The sequence below is a fragment of the Psychrilyobacter sp. genome (assembly GCF_049671765.1).
Lineage (GTDB): Bacteria > Fusobacteriota > Fusobacteriia > Fusobacteriales > Fusobacteriaceae > Psychrilyobacter.
This window is the reverse complement of the sequence record NZ_JBATVM010000241.1, coordinates 1-22,757: the sequence shown is the minus strand read 5'-3', so window position 1 is coordinate 22,757 and position 22,757 is coordinate 1. Positions and strand designations below refer to the sequence as shown.

The window sequence follows — 22,757 nt, the reverse complement described above, 5'->3', positions numbered from 1 at the left end:
AATCACATTTTAATCAAATTGATATAGGTGATAGCTATGGTTTTGAATTTTTATAAACCCTTGAATAATATAAAAGAGATTAAAGTAGCTATTTTTAATAAGATAGCTACTATTTTTTTGTAAAATAAACTTAGGAGGTCAGTTATGACGGAATTAGACAAGATATATTCTCCGACGGAGATAGAGAGTAAATGGTACAAAACATGGGAAGAAAATAAGTATTTTAGAGCAACAATGGACGATGAAAAACCTAACTATACTATAGTTATGCCACCACCAAATGTTACAGGTGTACTACATATGGGACACGTTCTAAATAACAGTATCCAGGATACTATCATTAGATGGAAGAGAATGAGTGGATACAATACTCTATGGATGCCAGGAACAGATCATGCAGGGATCGCTACTCAAAATAGAGTAGAGAGAAAATTAGCAGAAGATAACTTAACTAGAGATGATCTTGGAAGAGATAAATTTATCGAAAAAGTTTGGGATTGGAAACATCAATATGGAGGGATAATCACTAATCAATTAAGAAGATTAGGAGCCTCTTTAGATTGGGAAAAAGAAAGATTTACTATGGATGAAGGTTGTTCTGAATCTGTAAAAGATATATTTGTAAAATTATATAATGATGGGTTAATCTATCAAGGTGAATATATGGTAAACTGGTGTCCACAATGTGGAACTGCTTTAGCTGATGATGAAGTAGATCATAGTGAGCACAAAGGTCATATGTGGCATATAAAGTATCCTGTAAAAGATTCTGATATAGAGTTTATAGTAGCAACTACTAGACCAGAAACAATGATAGGAGATACTGGAGTAGCTGTAAATCCTAATGATGAGAGATATAAAGATCTAATAGGTAAAACTGTAATTCTTCCTCTTACAGGAAAAGAAGTTCCAATTATAGCTGATGATTATGTAGATATGGAATTTGGAACTGGTGTAGTTAAGATGACTCCAGCTCATGACCCTAATGACTTTGAAATTGGGAAAAGACATAACTTAGAAATCATGAATATATTTACTCCAGATGCTAAGATGAATGCTCTTACTGGAAAATATGAAGGAATGACCCGTGAAGAAGCAAGAATAGCTGTCGTTGCTGATTTAGAAGAGCAAGGATTCATGGAAAAGATAGAAGATTATACTAATAAAATTGGTGGATGTTATAGATGTAATACAACTATAGAATCTAGAATATCTAATCAATGGTTTGTTAAGATGGAATCACTAGCTAAGAACGCTTTAGAAGTAGTTTATAATGGCGATGTTAAGATCATGCCAAAAAGGTGGGAAAAAGTTTACTATAACTGGTTAGAGAATATCAGAGACTGGTGTATATCTAGACAGATCTGGTGGGGACATAGAATACCTGCATACTACGGACCTGACAACCATTTATTCGTAGCAAATTCTGATGAAGATGCAGCTGCACAAGCTCTTGCACACTATGGAAAAGAAGTTGAACTAGTTCAAGAAACAGATGTATTAGACACATGGTTCTCATCTGCTTTATGGCCTTTCTCAACATTGGGATTACCTGAAAGTAAAGAATTAGAAAGATTTTATCCAACAAATACATTGGTAACTGGAGCAGATATATTATTCTTCTGGGTTGCTAGAATGGTAATGATGGGAATGTATGAAATGAAAGAAATCCCATTTGAGCATGTATTCTTACATGGAATAGTTAGAGACGAGCAAGGAAGAAAGATGTCTAAGTCACTAGGAAACTCTCCTGATACATTAGAATTAATAGATAGATATGGAGCAGATGCCATTAGATTTACTATGATCTATAACACTTCTAAAGGTCAAGATGTACATTTTTCTGAAAAATTATTAGAGATGGGAAGAAACTTCTCAAATAAAATTTGGAATGTATCTAGATTCGTATTAATGAATTTAGAAGATTTTGATATCAACAGTGTAAATAAAGATGAATTAGAGTTAGAATTAGTAGATAAATGGATCTTCTCTAAATTAAATAAAGCTTCTAAAAAAGTAAATGGACATTTAGAAAGTTTCACATTAGACGAAGCTGCTAAGGGAGCATATGAATTCTTGAGAGGAGACTTCTGTGACTGGTATGTTGAGTTAGCTAAAACAAGACTTTACAATAGTGAAGATGAAACTTCTAAGAAGACTGCTCAATATGTATTATGGACAGTATTAGAAGAAGGACTTAGACTATTACATCCATTTATGCCATTTATTTCAGAGGAAATCTGGCAAAAATTAGGAGCGAAAGGTGAAACAATCATGCTTGAATCTTTCCCTACTTGTAATGAAACTTTAGTAGACGAAGAAACCGAAACATCTTTTGAATACTTACAATCAGTAGTTTCTGCACTTAGAAATATAAGAGCTGAGATAAATATATCTCCTGCAAAGGAAGTAAAGGCAATCTTAAGAACTAGTAACGAATCTGAGCTTAAAACTTTAGAAAATAATAAAACATTCCTAACTAAGTTAGCTAAATTAGAAACTTTAGAATTTGGAGATGTAGCAAAACCTACAGGTGCAGGATTTAGAGTAGTAGAAGATTCTGAATTATATGTACCATTAGCAGGATTATTAGATCCTGAAGTTGAGATCAAAAAGATCGAAGTACAAATGGTTAAGATAGAGAAAGACCTAGCTCGTGTAAATGGTAAATTATCTAATGAAAAATTTACTTCTAAGGCACCTGCTCATATCTTAGAAAGAGAAAGAAAGATACAAAAAGAATATCAAGATAAGTTAGCTAAATTAAGTGAAAATTTAGAAGCATTTAAATAAAATCAACGTGATGTTGTATCTAGATAAAAAATAGAGAATCCATTGGGTTCTCTATTTTTTTAACCTCAGAATGTATAGAACTTGATCTATAATATTATTGAATATATTTGATGAAATCAGTTATAATACTCTATAGTATAAAATTTAAAGTGTGAATTTCTAGGAGGAAATATTTTGATAAAACTGATAGCAACTGATATGGATGGAACTTTATTAAATAGTAAGCATGAGATCAATCCTGAATTTTGGGAAGTTTGGGGAAAACTTAAAGAAAAAAATATTGTTTTTGCTTGTGCTAGTGGAAGGCAATATTATAATTTGATTAAAAAATTTGAAAATATAAAAGATGATATTTATTTTATTGCAGAAAATGGGAGTTTTGTAGCTTATAAAGGCGAAATTTTACATATAAATATTTTGGATAGAAAGAAAACTTTTGAATTTATAGAACTTGCAAGAACAATAGATGGTGTAAATGTTGTTTTATGTGGAAAAAATAGTGCCTACGTAGAATTAAATGATTCAAAATTTATAGAGGAAGTTAAGCCATATTATGAAAAATTTGAGATAGTTAATTCTTTGGAAGAAGTAGAAGATGATTTTTTAAAAATAGCCCTATGTGATTTTAAGAATTCAGAAGAAAATAGTTATAAATACTTTAAAGAATTCGAAAATGAATATAAGATTACTGTTTCTGGTGGAGTATGGTTAGATATTTCTAATCTAGATGCAAATAAAGGAACTGCTATGAGAAAATTACAAAAAATATTAGGTATAACTCCTAAAGAAACTTTAGTTTTTGGAGATTATTTGAATGATATAGAATTATTAGAAAGTGGCGAGCATAGTTATGCTATGGAAAACGCTCATCCTAAACTAAAAGAACTTGCAAAAAACATAGCAAAAAGTAATGAAGAAAATGGAGTCGTTGAAAAAATAAAAGAATTATTTAAATTATAGAAACCCTCACCTCTTTGGTTTCCCTCTCCCTGAAATAGAGGGAGGTTCGTTAGGGAGATATAAAAAATATAGAGAGGTATAAAAATAAAAAAGACCGAAAAAATATTAAATTTTCTCGGTCTTTTTTATTTTTAACTTCTTGCTTAGATATTTAGTTTGTTTCCTCTAGAGAAAAACTTAAATATAAGTATAGAAATAATAGATATAATAGTCAGGATAGTTGAAAGGGCCGCAGCAGTTCCAAAACTATCTCGAATAACCTCTGTATATATTGCAACAGCGATAGTTCCTGTTTTTCCAGTGTATAGTATAATAGATGAACTCAATTCATTTATAGTAGATATCCAACTGAGGATCAGTCCAGAAAATATACCTGGTCCCATCATAACTGCTGTAATCTTGAAAAATGTCTTCATAGGAGAGACTCCTAAATTTATAGAAGCTTCCTCTATACTAGGATCTATCTGATGTAATATAGCCGTTCCTGATCTTACTGTATATGCTAATTTTCTAATAACGTAAGATACTATAAGTATAAACCCTGTTCCACTTAGAAGCATAGGTCTCTTATTAAAACATACCAATAATCCTATTCCTAAAACTGATCCTGGAATAACATATGGGAACATAATTAAAATATCCAAGATAGGAGCTAGTCTATTTTTCTTCTTAAAAATAATATAAGAGAGAACAAGTCCTAGAAGTAGCATTATCAATATAGAAATTATAGAATAAAGGAACGTATTATAGATATTAGAAGAAAGTTTATTCATAATATCATAGTAACTGTCTAAACTAAATCCCGAAACAAACAGTGGTCCGTTGGTTTTAAGAAATGAAGTATAGATAACAACTAATTGAGGTAGGAAAGCTATAAATGATATAACTCCTACAAATACAGTGGCTAAAATTCTATGACTAGGTGTAAGTATAGATGTTTTAGGTGGTCTAAGGGCATTCATCTTATAATTTTTTCTAGAAATAAGATATTTCTGAAGAAAAAGTACAAGGGTAGAACAAGCTACAACTATAACACTGATGGTACTTGCGACAGTGGCGTCTCCACCCATTTCACTCATAAATTCATCATAGATCATAACAGGTAAAACCTTGTATCCTTCACCGATTAGCATAGGAGTACCAAAGTCAGCTAGGGAAGTCATAAAGACCATAAGAGCCCCAGCGGTGATAGAAGGCATAACCAGTGGAAAAGTTACAGTAAATAATCTTTGTAATCTACTCATACCTAAGTTTTCAGAAGCCTCCTCCAAAGAGGCGTCGATGCTATTTAGTGCTCCCGAAGTATAGATATATACATATGGGAAAAATTTTAGAGTAAAGACAATTACTATTCCTGTAAATCCATAGATAGTAGGCATAACTATTCCAAAAGGACTCAATAGATTAGTAATCCATCCGTTTCTTCCAAGGAGTAAGATCCAAGAATATGCTCCAATAAATGGAGGAGAAAGGAGGGAAATCATGATAACTAGATCTAAAAACCCTTTGAAATATATGTTGGTTCTACCCATAAAGTAAGCGATAGGAATACCTATTAAAGTAGCGAAGATAGTTGTAGTCAAACAAACGGCTAAACTATGCTTTAATGCATTAAAATAATACGGTAAGGAAAAGAAATCTATATAGTTTTCTAGAGTTAATTTTCCTGTTGTAGAACTTATAAAACTTTGACTTACCAGTGAAAATGAAGGGTAGATCAAAAATAAAAATATAAGTGCTAGAGATGTAATGGAAATAATATTCCAAAAGTTTAGATGTTTATTTATCTTCATTAACATTCCTCACTTTTATTAAAATGTTTTCTCTTATCTTCAGGGAAAAAGATTCCAACTTTTTCTCCAATACGTTTGATACCTATATCTTTAGAGAATACTTTTACTTCTATATTCTCTTTGTTTTCTAGTGTGATTTCGTAGGAGACACATTCACCTAAGAATGTAGTAAGAGTAACTTCTCCATTGATCGTTCCAGAGTCTGCATCTACAATCACGATATCTTCAGGTCTCACAGAAAGAATCTTAGTTTTGTCTCCTGTAAGAGCAGTGTCGTAAATAAAGTTAGAAGTACCTATAAAGTTAGCAACAAACGCATTAGCTGGGAAAGAATAAATTTCTTCTGGAGTACCTATTTGTTGAACGACCCCTTTATTCATAACTGCAATTCTATCTGAAACAGCTAGTGCTTCCTCTTGATCATGAGTTACGTAGATAGTTGTTATGTTTAGAGAAGACTGAAGTTTTTTAATAGTAGCTCTCATCTTGACTCTAAGTTTAGCATCTAGGTTAGACAGCGGTTCATCCATTAAGAGTATCTCAGGATGGATGACAATAGCTCTAGCAAGAGCTACCCTTTGTTGTTGTCCCCCAGAAAGTTCAGAAGGTTCTTTTGTTGCTTGGTCTCCCATCTCAACCATCTCAAGAGCGTTTAAAACTCTTTCTTTTATTTTTGCTTTCGAGACTTTTCTAGCTTTTAATCCATAAGCTACATTATCAAATACACTCATATGAGGGAAAATAGCATAGTTTTGAAAAACCATTCCTATATTTCTTTTATGAGCAGGTGTATCGTTTATTTTATTTCCACTTATAATAACATCTCCAGAAGTGATGTCATTAAATCCTGCAATCATCCGTAGAAGAGTCGTTTTTCCGCAACCAGAAGGGCCTAAAAGTGTAAAGAACTCTCCTTTTTTTATATCTAAATTAGCTTTATTAACAGCTATAAAATCATCGTATTTTTTAGTAATATCTTTAATATTAACACCCATTTTTTCTCTTACTCCTTTCCTGAAACTATATTTTTCCATCTTTTTATTATTGTTTTTTTATTGTCTGAAGCCCAAGCAAAATCATAGTCAACTAACTTCATATCAGAGAGAGGAAGTAAACCTTCTGGAGCAGCAACATCGTCTCTAACTCCTCTAATTTTAAATTCATGAGCTAAAGTTTTTTGAACTTCTTTACTTACGATGTAATCTAAGAATAATTTGGCATTTTCTTCATTGACAGCCCCTTTTATTAAAGCAGCAGAATCAGGAACGGCAGAAGTACCTTCAGATGGGTATACTATTCCTAGATGTCCGCCAGCATTTTTATATTTAATAGCTCCTTTTTCATGAGCTAATCCGATATAATATTCTTTATCTACAACACCTTTTGGAACACCAGAAGAACTTCCTAAAATTTTACCATCTAGATTGGCTATAAATTTTTTGATGAAATCAAATCCAGATTCGGTATCTTTTCCAAAGGCAGTTAATAAAGTAGCTGTGATAGTGTAAGAAGATCCTGATTTAACAGGAGAAGCCATAGCAACTTTCCCTTTCCATTTAGGATTAGTAACATCAGCCCAAGAAGTAGGGATGTCATCTCCAGTTACAAGATCAGTATTATAAATAATAACCATAGGTAGCAGTGCAAAACCAAACCATTTATCTTCAGGATCTCTAAATAAAGGGTCTATTCTATCGTGACTTGCAGTTTTATACGGTGCAAAGTATTCTTTGTATGAGTTAAGAGACTCAGCTCCTCCACCCCAGATAACATCTCCCAAAGGATTAGTACTTTCAGCTTGGATTCTCTTAAGTATCTCTCCAGTTCCAGCTCCAACGACATTAACTTTTATTCCTGTTTCTTCAGTAAAACTATTTGTAATAGTATTTACAAGTTGAGATGGATGTGATGAATACACAGTCACCTCATTACTCTTAATAGATTCAGTAGTCTTAGCTTCTTCTTTCCCACAGGCTACAGCTAATAAAAGCGATAATGCCAGCATTAATTTTAAAATTTTTGTTAAATTGTTCATGTGAGTCCTCCCTAGTAATGTTTTATAATAAATCTAATGGTAATTTTTTTAGACAGTTACACTAAATAATATCAAATTTAATTGGTGATTGCAATTGAATGTTTTACTTTACCTTAACTATATTTTAATTTTATCTTAACTTAACTGCACTTTAATTTTTTAATTATCTATTTTTTACTCTGAGGTACCCAATTAAAATCAAAATAAAGTAATTTAATATCTGAAAAGGCTGATTTTAGATAACCATATAAACGGTAACAAATTCGTATGGCTAATACATAAAATAAGGTGTTAAGAGTTATATTTTAAGGGAGTTCTTCACATAGATTAAGTAAGGGTAAAAATCATCACTATTAAGAGTGGTTATTTCTATGTTATACTTTTTATAGTTTGGAAGATTACAAATTTTTTATAGAAGATGATGAAGGAGAATTAAAATGAAAAAAAGACCTACATTGGTTATTATGGCAGCAGGTATGGGAAGCAGGTATGGGGGATTAAAGCAAATTGATCCAGTCGGTCTAAATGGAGAGATCATAATGGATTATTCTATCTATGATGCTAGGTTAGCAGGCTTCGGGAAAGTTGTATTTGTTATAAAAGAAGAGTTTTACGATATATTTAAAGAAAAAATAGGAGATAGAATATCAAAATTAGAAAATATAGAGGTTAAATATGTATTTCAGGATATAAAATCTATTCCTGAGGGATATAAACTACCTCAAGATAGGATAAAACCTTGGGGAACGGGACATGCTATTTTATCTTGTAAAGGTGCAATAGATGAACCTTTTGTAGTTATAAATGCCGATGATTTTTATGGTTCTACAACTTATAAATTAATATACGATGAACTTGCAAATCAAACAGATGAATATAGGTATTATATGGTAGGATTCCAATTAGATAAGACAATCAGTAAAAATGGTAGTGTTGCAAGGGGGATATGTAAATTAGATAAAGAAAGTAACCTAATTACAGTAGAAGAAAAGACTCAGATAGAGGAAATTTCAGGAACAATCTATTCTATTGAAGATAGATATAATTCTTTAACAGAAAAAAATGAATCTATAAAGTTAGAGTTAGAAAGAAAAATGCCTGTATCTATGAATATTTGGGGATTTATGCCATCTATTTTTGAAGAACTAGAACTAGAATTTGAAAAATTCTTAGATGAAAATATAGAAGACCTAAAATCAGAATTTTATATTCCTAGTGCTGTAGATAATTTAATCAAATCAAAAAAAGCTACTATGAAAGTAATAAAAACCAAAGAAAAATGGTATGGAGTGACGTATCAGCAAGATAAAAAAGACGTTTCTGAGGCTTTAAAAAGTATGACACCTAGTATCTATCCAGATAGATATATAAATAGTTAAAAACCCTCACCCCTTTTGCTCCCCTCTCTCTGAATAGGGCGAGGGGAAGTTGGGTAGAGAGCTAGAAAAATAGAATTATAGATAGGAATTCCAATTAGGGGTTCCTATTTTTTTAGAAAAAAATTATTACTCTTCCTTCTTATGATCTTTTCAATGATTATTGAAATTAAGCTTATCAAATCTTAATTTACAAATATTGACTTCGTTAAAGAAACCAAAGCCCACTTAAGTTAAGACAATCGAATATTTTTTAAAGATTTTCTATCAAATTTTGTTTAATACTTTTTTTAAATGATATTAAAAAACTGATTTTAAAAATGTCAATCTATAGAAAATAGGGAGGATCTAGTTAAAGGAGTTTGATGTGATAGAAAAAGGAGGTATACTAGAAAAGGAAAAGAGAAATTAATAAAATAGGAGGAAGAAATAATGAGTAGCTTAGAAAGTTTAATTGAATCAGTAGAAAAAAGAAAACCTATTTCATTTGAGTATAATAAAGTGGGAAAAGTAAAAGGCGAAAGAATTGGAAACGTACATGCAGTATTTATTTTTACAAGTAAAAAATCAGGAAAACAAAGTACAATGCTTCATGTGGTTCAAACAGGTGGTGTTTCTGATTCTAAAGAGAAAAATCCTTTCCCTGATTTTAGGTCATTTAAAATTGAAGACATATCAGAGGTTAAAGTGTTAAAAAATAGGTCTAATTTTGAAATATTTTATGAAAAATATAATCCAGAATGGGATGGTTATAATTGTCCATTGGCGAAGGTGTAACTGAAATGAGCGTACCTTACCATAAAGAATTATTTAATAATGGAAAAATTAAATTAATGGCAAATTTTTCCAATATAAAAAATGATATTGCTAATGAAAATATTTGTTTGCATTTATATGCTGTTGATAGTAATGGAATTCCTGTTTTTACAGAAAAACTTGCTATTGATGAAGTGAGAGAACTATACAATCATTTAGATTCTATTTCTGTTATTAAAGATGGAAATATAAAATCTTCAAAATTTATTGAAACGTCAGATGAGATTGGTTTATTATTAGGTCAACTTAAAGAGGGGGATTTACAAACAATTTTATCTCTATTAGAAAAATTTAAATCTGAAGAAAAAATTAGGGGATTATTGGACTCATTATCAAGTTTAGAAATAGAAAATTTACATGGTGCATATCATCATAAATTGATAAAAACAGAGATTAATAATCTTGAAAAACTTATTGAATTAGAAGAAAAAGGAAATATTATAGATGAAATAAAGCTTTTTAATGAGTTAAAAAAATATAATGCTAGACAATCTGAAAAAATATTTCAAAATTGGATTGAATCTAATTTATGGATTTTTGGAGTTGATTATATTAAAAAACACGATGTTCGTAAAATTGCATTATTTAGTGAAGGAGACTTATTAATGGAATCTGTGGATGGATATTTAGATTTAATAGAATTAAAGCGTCCGAAGCATAGTATTTTAAAATTAGATAAAAGTCATAATTGTTATTACCCTCATCCTGATTTATCAATAGTAATAGGCCAAAGTTTATTTTATCTTCAAAAATTAGAAGAATATAAATTAAACATAGAAAAAGAATACAAAATAAAAGTAATAATGCCACGGATAAAAATAATTGTAGGTAGAAATAAAGAATTTAATGAAGAACAAAGAGATGGTCTAAGAATGTTGAATTCAAAATTAAATTCTATACAAGTCATAACTTATGATGATTTAGTTATATTTGGTAAATTACTTTTAAGACATTATGAAAATTAAGAGTAAGTATAATTTTTTAAAATTAGTATTTTAAAAACCTAAATAAAGGGTAAATTTTAAATAATTGGTATATATTCTACGTAAACTTATTTAAATAAAGAAGGAGGAATAATATGGAAAAATGGATGTGTATACCTTGTGGTTATATTTATGACCCTGAAATTGGTGATGATGCTGGTGATATAAAAGCAGGTGTCAAATTTGAAGATTTACCTGAAGATTGGGTGTGCCCTTTATGTGGAGCATCGAAAGAAGATTTTGAAAAGGTAGAATAATTTGATTTTTTGATTTATTGAAAGTTTAAAGCAAAGGTGTCCTAGCATTGAAAGTAAATTCAATGGCTAGGACACCTTTGTTTATACCTTATTTATTCAATGGATGAGACAGCTATTCTCTTTGCTATTTTGGCTACATATTCACCTTGAAAATGTGCAATTTTTAGTTCATCTTCCGGGGGTCTTCGGCTTCTATCTGCTCCATATTGAGTAGTTCCTGACATGAATAAGGTGTTTCTATAATAATCATCCCATGATGAAATTGGATAGTATGAAATGAAGTTATTGTTGTCTCTGACCTCCATGTTGTAAATCATAGAAAAAAAGGTATACTAGAAGTGAGATATTAAAATCTAAATACCTTAAGATGGGAGAAAAATTATGAAGGGATTAGTTGAATCGATTAAAAATAAAAATACTATTTTGTTTGTTGGTGCTGGAGTATCTATGAATCTCGGGCTACCTTCATGGGATTCGTTATTAGATTATATTGCCAAGGAATTAGACTATGAACCTGAAATTTTTAAATCTTTTGGAGACGCACTGTCGCTAGCAGAATACTATAAGATAAAAAAAGGTGATATCGGTCCTTTAAGAAGTTGGATGGATAGAAACTGGCATAGTGATGATATAAAAATAGAAGATTCCAAGATACATAAACTAATATTTGATTTGGATTTCCCTATTATATATACTACGAATTATGACAGATGGCTTGAAAGAACTTATGACTACTATAAAAAAGATTTTAAAAAAATAACCAATGTAGGAGATTTGGTAAATTTACATAGTGTACTTACTCAAATCATTAAATTTCATGGAGATTTTGATGATGAAAAATCTATAGTACTTACAGAATCTAGCTATTTTGAACGTTTGAATTTTGAAACTCCTCTAGATATTAAACTTAGATCAGATATATTAGGAAAATCAATTCTATTTATTGGTTACAGTCTTCAAGATATAAATCTTCGTTATTTACTATATAAACTGAATAAACTTTGGGAAAATAGTACCCAGTCTAGTTCAAGACCTAAATCTTATGTATTTTTAGTAGATTCTAATCCTGTAGAAGATTTAATTTTGAAAAAAAGGGGAATTAAAACTTTTACTGCTGAAAATAAGAATCCTAGTGAAAGTTTACAAGAATTTTTGGAAGAATTAAACGATAATTTATTAGAGTAGGAGGTGAACTAAAAAATTGCATAGTTGTAAATATTTTAAAGACAATGTAGAATTTTTTAGTTCCTGGGTTAAAAAATTAAAAAATAATGAAGAATAGATTTTTATATCTAGTAATAACAAAATTATATAAAGAACTTTGTATAAGTTTAAATCATGTAATATAATTTAATATTTCGAGACTTTTTGCTTATAAAAAAACCTTCTTAATTACTAGATTATAGTTCTAATAATTAGGAAGGAATATTTAAATTTATACTAAGTTCATAGAATGCTTAGATTTTTACTAGAAATATTCTATTCTATGCTTTTGGAAGAATTACACTAGCTTCTCCATCGATTACCATTTTACCATCTTGATTGGTACAAGTAGTTCTTAGAGTAGCTTTATCGTTTCGACCTTCTTTAAGGTCAACAATTTCAGCTTTAACTTCTAAAGTATCTCCTAAATAAACGGGAGCTAAAAATTTAACAGTCTGTCCTAAATAGATAGTTCCTGCTCCAGGAAATTTTGTTCCTAAAATAGATGAAATATAAGATACTCCTAACATTCCATGAGCTATTCTCTTTTTAAACATAGTAGTCTTAGCATACTCCTCATCTAAATGAACAGGATTATGATCTGTACTTACATCTGCAAATTTTTCTACATCTACAGCTTCTACATTCTTATTAAAACTATAAGAATCTCCGATTTTTAATGATTTTATCATAATTTTACCTCCTATTAAACCCTCTCTTGCCCTTTGGGCACTCTCTCCCTCAATAGGGAGAAAGAACTTTACATTAAACCTATCTTCCTTTAGAATATGAACTTTCCATAGAAAGGAGGAGTTATATTGACATTACTTTTATATCATTTGCTAAGATTAATTTTGCAGGTGTATTAGCTATTACATCTTCTACAGTATTATGTGGTCCAATTTCTTTTAACAATAATCCATTAGGAGTTACTTCAATAACAGCCATCTCTGTAATAATTAAATTTACTTGATTAGCAGCAGTTAAAGGGAGTGTACATAGTGGAAAAATTTTTGGTTTTCCTTTTGCAGTATGTTCCATAGAAACTATTACTTTTTTTGCTCCTACGACTAGATCCATAGCTCCACCCATTCCAGGAACCATTTTCCCTGGGATTATCCAGTTAGCAAGGTTTCCTTTTTCATCTACCTGTAATGCTCCTAGAACAGTCATATCTACATGACCACCACGGATTACAGCAAAAGACATAGCAGAATCAAAGAACACAGCTCCATCTAAGGTAGTAATAGGCATTCCACCTGCATTTACAAGATCTTTAACCTCTTCTCCTACTTTTGGGGCAGGTCCTACTCCTAAGAGACCATTTTCTGATTGGAAAATAACGTCCATACCGTCTGGAACATAGTTAGCAACTGAAGTAGGGAGACCAATACCAAGGTTAACTACATCTCCATCTTTTAATTCTTTTGCAACTCTTTTTGCAATAATCTCTCTAATTAATTTTTTATCCATTATAATCACTTCCTACTATATGATCTACAAAAATTCTAGGTGTAACAACTTGGTTTGGATTAATCGTACCTAGTTCTACTATATTTTCAGCTTCTACAATAACTATATCAGCAGCTGTAGCCATAATAGGATTAAAGTTTCTAGCAGTATTTGCATAGATAATATTACCTTTAGTATCTACAGTATGTCCTAAAAGGATAGCAACATCTGCTCTAAGAGGTTTTTCCAAAAGAAATTGTTTTCCATCAACCTCTATTATTTCTTTTCCATCTGCAACTATAGTACCAAGACCAGTAGGAGTAAGAACACCACCTAAACCAGCACCTCCAGATCTTATTCTCTCAGCTAAAGTTCCTTGAGGAACTAACTCAACTTCGATCTCTTTTTCATTCATTTGTCTACCAGTTTCTGGATTTGTACCAATATGAGAAACAATGGCTTTCTTAACCATATTGTTATAAATAAATCTTCCTACTCCACTATCTTTTATTCCTGTGTCATTAGATATGATAGTTAGGTTTTTTACACCTTTTTTTATAATAGCATCTACTATAGTATGAGGTGTTCCTGTACCTAAAAATCCTCCTATCATGATGGTCATCCCATCTTCTATTTTAGATACTGCGTCTGCAACATCAATTATTTTGTTAGACATAACTTTGTTTCCTCCTTTTTGTTTAAAAATATTAAATTTTATAGAAACATTAAGACCAGTGAAATAATAACACCAGAATAAATAAGTACTACCAAACAATAACCCATGATATCTTTAGCACCTAAACCTGCAATAGCTAGAGCAGGAAGTGCCCAGAATGGTTGTATCATATTTGTCCACGCATCTCCCCAAGCTATTGCCATGGCAGTTTTCGCAGCTGGAATACCAAGAGCAGCACCGGCAGGCATCATTATTGGAGCTTGTACTGCCCATTGACCTCCACCAGATGGAACAAAGAAGTTAACAATCCCTGCACTTAAGAAAGTGAAGAAAGGAAAAGTTGTTTCAGTAGAAATGTTAACGAACATTTGAGACATAGCACCTGCTAGAGAAACTCCTTCAGGTCCTTTTCCAACCATGATACCCATTATTCCAGCATAGAAAGGAAACTGAAGTATTATTCCTGCGGCACCTTTAGAAGCCTCTTTGATTGCTGTTAAAAATTTTTGAGGTGTTCCGTGTAAAAGTATAGCCGTAAATAAGAATACAAAATTAACTATGTTTAAGTTTAATGCGAATCCATTAGTTATAAAGTATGAAATTATATAAACATAACCCATTATACCTAAAAGTAAAGAAACTATTTTACTGTTTTCTATTTTTTCTGCTGGAGTCATAGTAGAAAAATTTAGTTTTTCCTCTGGAACCTCTATAAGTAGATCGTTATCTATAGCGATAACATCCTCTTTTTTTGGATGCATAGCTCTATTAACAAAGGGTAAAGTAATGAATAAAATGGCTAAGATAATTAAGTTAGTAGCTGAAAAGATAGTCATAGATGTAGGAATTGCCTCAGTAACAGCTCCAGCTGTTGCACTTGCTAAACCTCCACCAGAGGCTAGTTTTAGTGGTATTGAAGCCGATAAACCTCCATGCCAAACTAAAAATCCAGTATATGCAGAAGCGATTAGTAATCTATAATCTACACCTTTTACTTTTTTAGCAATTTCCTTAGCAAATATAGCACCAATTACAAGACCAAAACCCCAATTTATGAAAGAGGCTAAAACAGAAACCACAGTAACTCCGACTATAGCTTGAGATGGAGTTTTTAATTTACTGGCCATAGATGATAAGTTTTTTTTGAAAAATGGAGAACTGGCCATAGTATGTCCTGTAACTAATACTAGTGCCATCTGCATAGCGAAAGATAATAAACTCCAGAATCCACTATTCCAATTGTTGAGAATAGACATAGGAGATTGTTTAGTAATAGGGATTGCGATTAAAAAGACTATAAATGTTAAAATGGCACAAAATATAAAGGGATCAGGCAGATATTTTTGTATTAATATTACACATAAGTTTGTAAATTTTTCAAAAATATTTTTTTGTATATTATCGACTTTTTTAGTTGCAGTTTTATTCATAGAATCTACTCCTTTTAAATTAAAAATAATAAAAGATTTCAAATTCCTACGAAAAACTCTAAATTTTATGAAAACGGGTAGTAAGAACTCACCGGAAAAGTTCTGGCTAGACTAATTAGTGTAATTCGTAGTTAAACGTTATTATTACATTACTGTTTTTGACCTCCCTTTAATAATATTTCTTAGATATAAACTTGTTTCCACCTTTTTTATTTTAAGATACTAAATCAATAAAATTTAATTAAAATTTAATTTTTTTCTAATAATTCATAAAGGCAGTACAAGTATACTCTATTATCTCGAAAAGTAAAGGAAGGATCTTATTGTTTTTTTTTCTCTATAATCAAAGTATAATTGATAGTTATAATACTATCTTTTTAGAGACATAGTTTTCTTGACCAAGGATAAGGTGATAGATAAAATAATTGAATTAGTGGTTGAAAAAATTAGTTTTTTAAATTAAAAAATAATAACTATTTTAAATTTTTTCAAAAATAGATATTAAAAATTCATCAGAAAAAAGCAACAAGAAATAAATCTTGTCACTCAATTTTCATATTTATTATTTTCAAATTTACTGCCTATGTCAATGAGCACGATTCATAATTTAGTTTTTTTACTATATCATCTCTCTTTTGACCATCTCTTCGACAATAAAGGTTGCTACATCATCTGCATATTTTCCTGGGCCAAAACCAGCATCATAACCTAATTCTTTTGCTAGTTCATGGGAAATCCTAGGACCTCCAGCAATAAGTACGACCTTATCTCTGATTCCCTCAGCTTCCATTAATTCTACTAAATGAGTTAAATTTTGAATGTGGATATTTTTTTGAGTAACTGTTTGGGAAACTAATAGTGCATCAGCTTTTAATTCAATTGCTTTTTTTATAAATTCCTCATTTTCCACTTGAGATCCCAAGTTATAGGCTTCTATTCCCTTATATCTTTCAAGGCCGTAGTGACCAGCATACCCCTTCATATTCATAACTGCGTCTATTCCCACTGTATGAGCGTCAGTTCCTGTACTAGCTCCTATAATGACTACATCTCTTTTAATATTTTCTTTAATAAAATTTTGAACTCCGTACATATCCATAGTTTCTATGTCTACTGTTTCTACATGGATTTCATCGTAATCTACAGTATGATTTAATGATCCGTATATCACATAAAATGAGAAATGAGTATCTAAAGCTCCATAATGAGAAACAGCTGGTTCAGATATTCCCATTTTTTTAGCTAATTCTTTGGCGGCTTCTGCACCTTTTTCATCAGCAGGAACAGGTAGAGTCAAACTAATCTGCACCTTTCCATCATTCATAGTATCCCCATAAGGTTTTAATTTTTTTAGGTCTAATGTAGTATCGAAACTTTTATCTTCAGTTGAATATAATCCTCCACTCATTATTTGTCACCTCCCATCATTAGTTCCATAAATGGATTAAAATATGTAGAATCTTTTATGAATACTCCATTTAATCCTTTTCCACCGTCAATAGGTCTCTTTATACCTGCAAATTTACCTTTTTGTAGGGTATCAAACATCCCTGTAGTTTCTATCTCTTTGATTAGATCTCTACCTTTTTCAAGGACTTCTTTGGCACGATTTACAATTATTCCATCTTTTTTAAATGTTATTTCAGAACCAAAATCTTTCATATTTTTAAAGATATATTGGGCATTATCTATAGCCAATGCTCTATCAGACATAAATGGAGTATGGATAGCCTCTGTCATCATTCCCATGAGGTGAAGTCTTTGTCCAGTCATAATAGTTATCATATTAAATAGAGCATCCTGTACATGACCTTTGAATATATCTCCAGTCATAAACTTTGTAGGAGGCATATATTTAAGTGGTGCCTTTGGAAATATCTCTCTAGCCATTTGAGCTTGAGATAGTTCTAATAAAAATCCGTTTTCTGTATCTGGATGGATCTCAAATGCATGACCTAATCCTTGTTGCTCCTCAGGAAGATTAGCAAGAAGTGCAAATTGTTCATTTATAAATTGAGAAGCAAGGACAGTATGAGCTTCCTCTATGGCATCTGCTGTAGTAAGGTAGTTATCCTCACCGGTATTTATTATTACTCCTGCAAAACCATTTATTATTCTAGAAAAATATTGGTCTACAAATGTTCTTTTCATATTGATATCTCTAAATAAAATTCCATAAAGTGCATCATTTAACATTACATCTAGTCTTTCAAATGCTCCCATGGCAGCGATCTCAGGCATACATAGGCCAGAGCAGTAGTTACAAAGTCTAATATATCTACCTAATTCCTCTCCTACTTCATCTAAAGCTTTTCTCATTATTCTAAAGTTTTCTTGGGTAGCTAGTGTTCCACCAAATCCCTCTGTACTGGCTCCAAAAGGTACGTAGTCTAATAAACTTTGACCTGTACTTCTAATAACAGCTATAATATCTGCCCCTTGCTTGGCAGCTGCGACAGCCTGAGTTACATCTTCATAGATATTTCCAGTGGCAACAATAAGATATAGAAGTGGTCCTGTTTTATCTCCAAATCTTTCTAGGTAGGATTCTCTATCCTTTCTATTATTAGCAATTTTATCTGTGTTTTCACGAGCGATCTTGTCTATAGCTAATTTTATTTCAAAAGAATCATGGGTAGATATCTTCCCTAAATTTAATTCTCCGTGAGATATTTTTTCGGCAATCTCTTGAGGAGAAAGACCTGTTTCTACCATGGCATTTCCAATATAGTGGGAAACTCCCAAAGTAAGGTTTCCTTCTTTTTCAATATGTTCTACGACTATATTTGGTAGTGGTACTTCAAATTTATCGATTCCGTCTATACCAAGTAAACGGCAAATTGTTCTTTCTACCGATACTGTAGAATGATCATCTATATAAGTCTGCACATCTATAGCTATATTTTTAGCTGATTTTCTGGCATCTGCCACTACATCCCAATCTAAGTGTAATTTTGAATCTTGCATATTATTTTACCTCCAAAGTTACCCTTTTTTCTTACCCTCTCTTCCTAGTTTATCCCTTTCAGGGAGAAACAAAGAAAATAATATGTAAGTCTTTCTCCCTATTGAGGGAGAGAGTGCTGACAGGCGAGAGAGGGTTAAAGAGTTAGTATAATTTTTTTATTATGTTTTTTAAATTTTCATCAATTCCAATTAGTGTTGCTACATTGAGTGCATCCTTTGGAACTTCAAAGTTAGAATGAATTTTTTCTATGGAATAATCCATATGTTTTTGTATCAATGAGATTGAATTTTGATTATTTAGATCAATTTTTCGTTTTAAACTATCAAAATTTATATTTTTTAATCCAACAACTTGATAATGAGGAGTCAAATCATCGACTACACCATCATAATGAGTTGCCATGATTGAAAAACTATCAAAGTTTTTCATGTAATTAGATAGTCCCTTTACAAATTTTTTACCTTCACTTGGGTTGGTACCTCGGGCAAATTCATCTAGTGCAATAAATCCCTTGTCATAAGTTGTAAGACATCCTGTAATCTCCCTGAGTTTTATTATTTCTGCCCCAAAACTACTGAGCCCCTTAGATACATCTTGAATATCATCGGACAAAAATTGTATAAAATTTAATAGAGGGATAGTTGCATGATCTGAAAAAACATAAAACCCCATTTGAGCCAAGATGAGATTAAGAGTAAGAGTTTTTAAAATAACGCTTTTTCCTCCCATATTAGCACCTGTTAAGATAGTATTGCCATTTTTTAATAGGATATCTAATTTTTGAAATTCTTGATTTTTAACCTTTAAAGTTTCTAAAATTTCTGGATTAAACATCCCGATAAATTCGATGTGTTCACCTATTATAGGTCTATTGGCACCATATTTTAGAGCAAGTTTTGCTTTAGCTAAAGTAAAATCAATATTTTTAACTTTATTGATATTTATAAGGATATTAGAAGTATAAGAGATTAATTTTTTACTTATATCTATTTTGACTTTAGATTCTTCACAATTTTCTAAAACAACGATCTCTCTTCTTTCCTCTTTTAATTTTATCTGTAGTTCATTGTCTTTAGCTAAAAAAATTAATTTCTCAATTTTTGATTTTTTATTTCTAATCTCTTTTAATTTTTTTGAATATTCATTATAGATATAAAAAGTAGATATTTTTTTTGATCCGGGATCTAAAATATCGATAACAGAACTTAGATCAACAAGGTGAAAATCTTTTAAAAATATATTATTTGTGATGCTTTTAATTTCCATAAAGATCATAGTATTTATTTTTAATTCGAATAACTCGACCTCATCTAAAGTTTTTCCATTTTGAAGATTTAAAACTATATTAGATATATTTTTTAATTTCATAAGGAGAAGTTCTATCTTTTGAATCTCTTTTTTATTTTTTTGGCATTTTTTTATAAAAAATTCCAAATGATCAAAAGTTTCTTTTAAAGTTTTAGAATCTTTTATAGGAGCAATATCTCTTTTTTTTTGGTTACCATATGGAGATATTGTAGTTAGATTATTTATAAGGTATTCTAACCCAATTTTTTCTCTGTTTTTAAGATCGAGATATCTCATAGTGATCCTCCTACAACATCTATAACATCTATATCTATAGATGTTTTTAATAGTTCACAAAATTTCTTACTTTCAAATGAATATCCATAAGGGGATGTGGGATTACAGGTCAAACATAGAAGGTTAATGCTATCTAAAACCTCTAAGTTGACTGGTATCATAGATAATTTATGATAGAGGTTAGAATCTATAAAAATCTTTGTTCCATCTTCTATGATGATTGTAAAATTTTTAAACAACTCTCTATTTTGTATGAGAGATTCTATTAGTCCCTTAGAAACAGCACCACCTAAAACTAAAAATTTATGGTTAAGTTTGACTGCGTCTACTATTTCCCTATGGGAATTAAGGGAGGTAGGTAGATCTAAGATCTCTATATTTAACTCCTTATCTATAAATCCAATTCTTCCTTTTTTCAATATTTGTTTGGTTAAAACTGCTATTTTTTCAGAACATTTTGGTAATTTCAACATTTTAACATTGTGACTACTTTCCTCTACTACCTTTGTAAGATCAGGAGAAAAACTAGCTCCAGTGGCCAATATAGTGGCTTCTGAAACTAAATTTCCTGCACTGCCTTTTCGACTTAGTGCACCATCAATAAGGACTAAGTCACACCCAAAACCTAACATAAGATCTCTAACTTTTATAAGAGCTGAATTGTAGGAGGGACCAGCCACATCTACAAATCCACTGCTGAGAGCTTTTATAATTATTATTTCACCCATAGGAGTCGAGATTCCTGTTGTAGCTAAAATTTCTTTTGTTATATCACATTTACAGAGTAAATTTTTAGCTGTAGCAACTATACTACCTTTTTCCACATAAATTTTAGGTTTATGTGTGTTGGTTACCTTGTCACAATCCTCCCCATCACGTCCAATAGAAGTAAGACCAATAACTTTAGTCCCCTTTAAATTTTTTAATATATAATTTAAAGTGGTAGTTTTCCCCGAATTTTTTTCCATCCCTATAATAGACACACTATTATAGGGGAAAAGTGAAGTGATGATTTTCTTAGTGTTCATTTCTAATATGTCTATCGAGTACTTTAGGTTCGATAGCTAGTTGTTTACCATCTAAAAGTTTAGCTATTCCAATGTGTTGTTTTTCTTCTTGACAGTGTTTACAGTTACATACATCTTCATATGGTTTAGGTTCTGTATATGTTGTGATAACCCCTTCAAAGTTTCTAAGAACAACTCTTTTTGGACTTTGAGAGATAATATATTGTGGCATAACTGGAGTTTTACCTCCGCCACCAGGAGCATCTACAACAAACGTTGGAACTGCATACCCAGAAGTATGCCCACGAAGTCCTTCAATGATTTCGATTCCTTTAGATACTGGAGTTCTAAAATGTTCTAATCCTACTGACAAATCACATTGATATATATAATAAGGTCTTACTCTTATAGCCACTAGATCTTGTACTAATTCTTTCATGATATGAGTACAGTCATTTATCCCTCTAAGTAAAACAGATTGATTTCCTAATGGAATACCAGCATCAGCCATCATTTCACACGCAGCTTTAGAAGCAGATGTTATCTCATCTGAGTGATTAAAATGAGTATTTAACCAAATTGGATGGTATTTTTTTAGCATATTGACGAGTTCAGGAGTAATTCTTTGAGGCAGTACAACTGGAGTTCTAGATCCTATTCTCACAATCTGGACATGAGGAATAGCTCTCAGTCTTTTGATGATATATTCTAATTTTTCATCTGAAATGAGTAAAGCGTCTCCTCCAGAAAGTAATACATCTCTGACTACAGGAGTCTTTGCTATATAATCGATAGCAGTATCTATCTTGTCCATTCCCAAAGCTGCATCTGTCTGACCTGCGAATCTTCTTCTAGTACAATGTCTACAATACATAGAACACATGTCTGTAACTAATAATAATACTCTATCAGGATATCTATGAGTAAGTCCTGGAACTGGTGAATCTTCATCCTCATGTAGAGGGTCATCTAGATCAGCATCAGCTTTGTGTACTTCAGCAGCTGTAGGAATAGCCTGTTGTCTTATAGGACATTTAGGATTTGTTGAATCGATTAAAGTTAAATAATATGGAGTGATTCCCATTCTAAGGATAGAGTTAGCTGTTCGTACTCCTTCTTCCTCTTCTGGTGATAGGTTAAAATATTTTTTTAAATCTTCTAAAGTTTCAATTCTATTTCTTACTTGCCAGTGCCAGTCATTCCATTGCTCGTCACTTACATTTGGAAATAATTCTTTTTTTCTTCTTTCGTAGTTTAAATTAATCATATTTTTTATCCTCCCTCTCTCTCTCTATTTTTTATACATATAATTTTTCAAATAAACTTTTGATAGTTTTAGATTTACGTATGATATCTAATGTAAGGTCAGCATGACCCTTAGCGTATCCATTTCCTACTATCATTTGTACATCTTTCCCTACACC

General features: G+C 31.1%; 20 protein-coding genes. 7 read left to right on the top strand and 13 right to left on the bottom strand.

Annotation, left to right across the window (positions count from 1 at the left end; all coding sequences use genetic code 11):
• Positions 1 to 144 precede the first annotated feature (144 nt).
• Positions 145 to 2,793 (top strand): valine--tRNA ligase, encoded by a 2,649-nt coding sequence (locus WBG30_RS11705; RefSeq protein ID WP_424504838.1) that lies wholly within the window; start codon positions 145 to 147, stop codon positions 2,791 to 2,793.
• A 174-nt stretch (positions 2,794 to 2,967) separates the two neighbouring features.
• Positions 2,968 to 3,753: an HAD family hydrolase gene (locus WBG30_RS11700; RefSeq protein ID WP_424504837.1), complete on the top strand. Its 786-nt coding sequence runs from the start codon at positions 2,968 to 2,970 to the stop codon at positions 3,751 to 3,753.
• Positions 3,754 to 3,896: 143 nt separating this feature from the next.
• On the opposite strand, the gene WBG30_RS11695 is transcribed toward WBG30_RS11700, so the two are convergent.
• Genes WBG30_RS11695 through WBG30_RS11685 form a run of 3 tightly spaced genes read right to left on the bottom strand, consistent with a single transcriptional unit; the run spans position 3,897 to position 7,581 of the window.
• Positions 3,897 to 5,546 carry an ABC transporter permease gene (locus WBG30_RS11695; protein ID WP_424504836.1) on the bottom strand — a complete coding sequence of 550 codons (1,650 nt, stop codon included), beginning with the start codon at positions 5,544 to 5,546 and terminating at the stop codon, positions 3,897 to 3,899.
• Complete coding sequence (locus WBG30_RS11690; RefSeq protein WP_424504835.1) at positions 5,546 to 6,541, bottom strand: ABC transporter ATP-binding protein; 996 nt, start codon at positions 6,539 to 6,541, stop codon at positions 5,546 to 5,548. Before WBG30_RS11690 ends, WBG30_RS11695 begins: the two co-directional genes overlap by 1 nt.
• 8 nt (positions 6,542 to 6,549) lie before the next feature.
• Positions 6,550 to 7,581 (bottom strand): ABC transporter substrate-binding protein, encoded by a 1,032-nt coding sequence (locus tag WBG30_RS11685; RefSeq protein WP_424504834.1) that lies wholly within the window; start codon positions 7,579 to 7,581, stop codon positions 6,550 to 6,552.
• A gap of 437 nt (positions 7,582 to 8,018) precedes the next feature.
• Between WBG30_RS11685 and WBG30_RS11680 the strand changes: the two genes are divergently transcribed.
• From WBG30_RS11680 to WBG30_RS11665, 4 genes are all read left to right on the top strand, one after another.
• Complete coding sequence (locus WBG30_RS11680) at positions 8,019 to 8,960, top strand: nucleotidyltransferase family protein (RefSeq protein ID WP_424504833.1); 942 nt, start codon at positions 8,019 to 8,021, stop codon at positions 8,958 to 8,960.
• Positions 8,961 to 9,389: 429 nt separating this feature from the next.
• Positions 9,390 to 9,734: a hypothetical protein gene (locus WBG30_RS11675; protein WP_424504832.1), complete on the top strand. Its 345-nt coding sequence runs from the start codon at positions 9,390 to 9,392 to the stop codon at positions 9,732 to 9,734.
• 5 nt (positions 9,735 to 9,739) lie between these two features.
• Entirely contained in the window at positions 9,740 to 10,738 is a 999-nt protein-coding gene (locus tag WBG30_RS11670) for a Shedu anti-phage system protein SduA domain-containing protein (RefSeq protein ID WP_424504831.1), read from the top strand.
• Positions 10,739 to 10,851: 113 nt separating this feature from the next.
• Positions 10,852 to 11,013 carry a rubredoxin gene (locus WBG30_RS11665; RefSeq protein WP_424504830.1) on the top strand — a complete coding sequence of 54 codons (162 nt, stop codon included), beginning with the start codon at positions 10,852 to 10,854 and terminating at the stop codon, positions 11,011 to 11,013.
• Positions 11,014 to 11,105: 92 nt separating this feature from the next.
• On the opposite strand, the gene WBG30_RS11660 is transcribed toward WBG30_RS11665, so the two are convergent.
• A complete protein-coding gene (locus WBG30_RS11660; RefSeq protein WP_424504829.1) occupies positions 11,106 to 11,330 on the bottom strand; it encodes a hypothetical protein in 225 nt (74 codons plus the stop codon).
• 64 nt (positions 11,331 to 11,394) lie between these two features.
• Here WBG30_RS11660 and WBG30_RS11655 point away from each other — a divergent pair, with 64 nt between their 5' ends.
• On the top strand, positions 11,395 to 12,198 hold the full coding sequence (locus WBG30_RS11655; protein ID WP_424504828.1) for an SIR2 family protein: 804 nt from the start codon (positions 11,395 to 11,397) through the stop codon (positions 12,196 to 12,198).
• Positions 12,199 to 12,497: 299 nt separating this feature from the next.
• Here WBG30_RS11655 and WBG30_RS11650 read toward each other — a convergent pair whose 3' ends face one another.
• The 9 genes from WBG30_RS11650 to ablA form a co-directional block, all read right to left on the bottom strand.
• Complete coding sequence (locus WBG30_RS11650) at positions 12,498 to 12,908, bottom strand: MaoC family dehydratase (protein ID WP_424504827.1); 411 nt, start codon at positions 12,906 to 12,908, stop codon at positions 12,498 to 12,500.
• A gap of 121 nt (positions 12,909 to 13,029) precedes the next feature.
• Positions 13,030 to 13,695, bottom strand: coding sequence for a 3-oxoacid CoA-transferase subunit B (locus WBG30_RS11645; RefSeq protein WP_424504846.1), 666 nt, complete (start codon positions 13,693 to 13,695; stop codon positions 13,030 to 13,032).
• Positions 13,682 to 14,344, bottom strand: a complete 663-nt coding sequence (locus WBG30_RS11640; protein WP_424504826.1) for a CoA transferase subunit A — start codon at positions 14,342 to 14,344, stop codon at positions 13,682 to 13,684. Before WBG30_RS11640 ends, WBG30_RS11645 begins: the two co-directional genes overlap by 14 nt.
• Before the next feature lie 38 nt (positions 14,345 to 14,382).
• Positions 14,383 to 15,774, bottom strand: a complete 1,392-nt coding sequence (locus WBG30_RS11635; RefSeq protein WP_424504825.1) for a short-chain fatty acid transporter — start codon at positions 15,772 to 15,774, stop codon at positions 14,383 to 14,385.
• A gap of 619 nt (positions 15,775 to 16,393) precedes the next feature.
• The gene (locus WBG30_RS11630; protein ID WP_424504824.1) at positions 16,394 to 17,182 is read right to left on the bottom strand and encodes an OAM dimerization domain-containing protein; all 789 of its coding nucleotides are present in this window, start codon (positions 17,180 to 17,182) and stop codon (positions 16,394 to 16,396) included.
• The gene (locus WBG30_RS11625; RefSeq protein WP_424504823.1) at positions 17,182 to 18,741 is read right to left on the bottom strand and encodes a lysine 5,6-aminomutase subunit alpha; all 1,560 of its coding nucleotides are present in this window, start codon (positions 18,739 to 18,741) and stop codon (positions 17,182 to 17,184) included. Before WBG30_RS11625 ends, WBG30_RS11630 begins: the two co-directional genes overlap by 1 nt.
• 142 nt (positions 18,742 to 18,883) lie before the next feature.
• Positions 18,884 to 20,326, bottom strand: coding sequence for a MutS-related protein (locus WBG30_RS11620; RefSeq protein ID WP_424504822.1), 1,443 nt, complete (start codon positions 20,324 to 20,326; stop codon positions 18,884 to 18,886).
• Positions 20,323 to 21,354 (bottom strand): hypothetical protein, encoded by a 1,032-nt coding sequence (locus tag WBG30_RS11615; protein ID WP_424504821.1) that lies wholly within the window; start codon positions 21,352 to 21,354, stop codon positions 20,323 to 20,325. Before WBG30_RS11615 ends, WBG30_RS11620 begins: the two co-directional genes overlap by 4 nt.
• A complete protein-coding gene (gene ablA / locus WBG30_RS11610) occupies positions 21,344 to 22,600 on the bottom strand; it encodes a lysine 2,3-aminomutase (protein ID WP_424504820.1) in 1,257 nt (418 codons plus the stop codon). The genes WBG30_RS11615 and ablA overlap by 11 nt, the downstream gene beginning before the upstream one ends.
• Between the last annotated feature and the right edge of the window lie 157 nt (positions 22,601 to 22,757).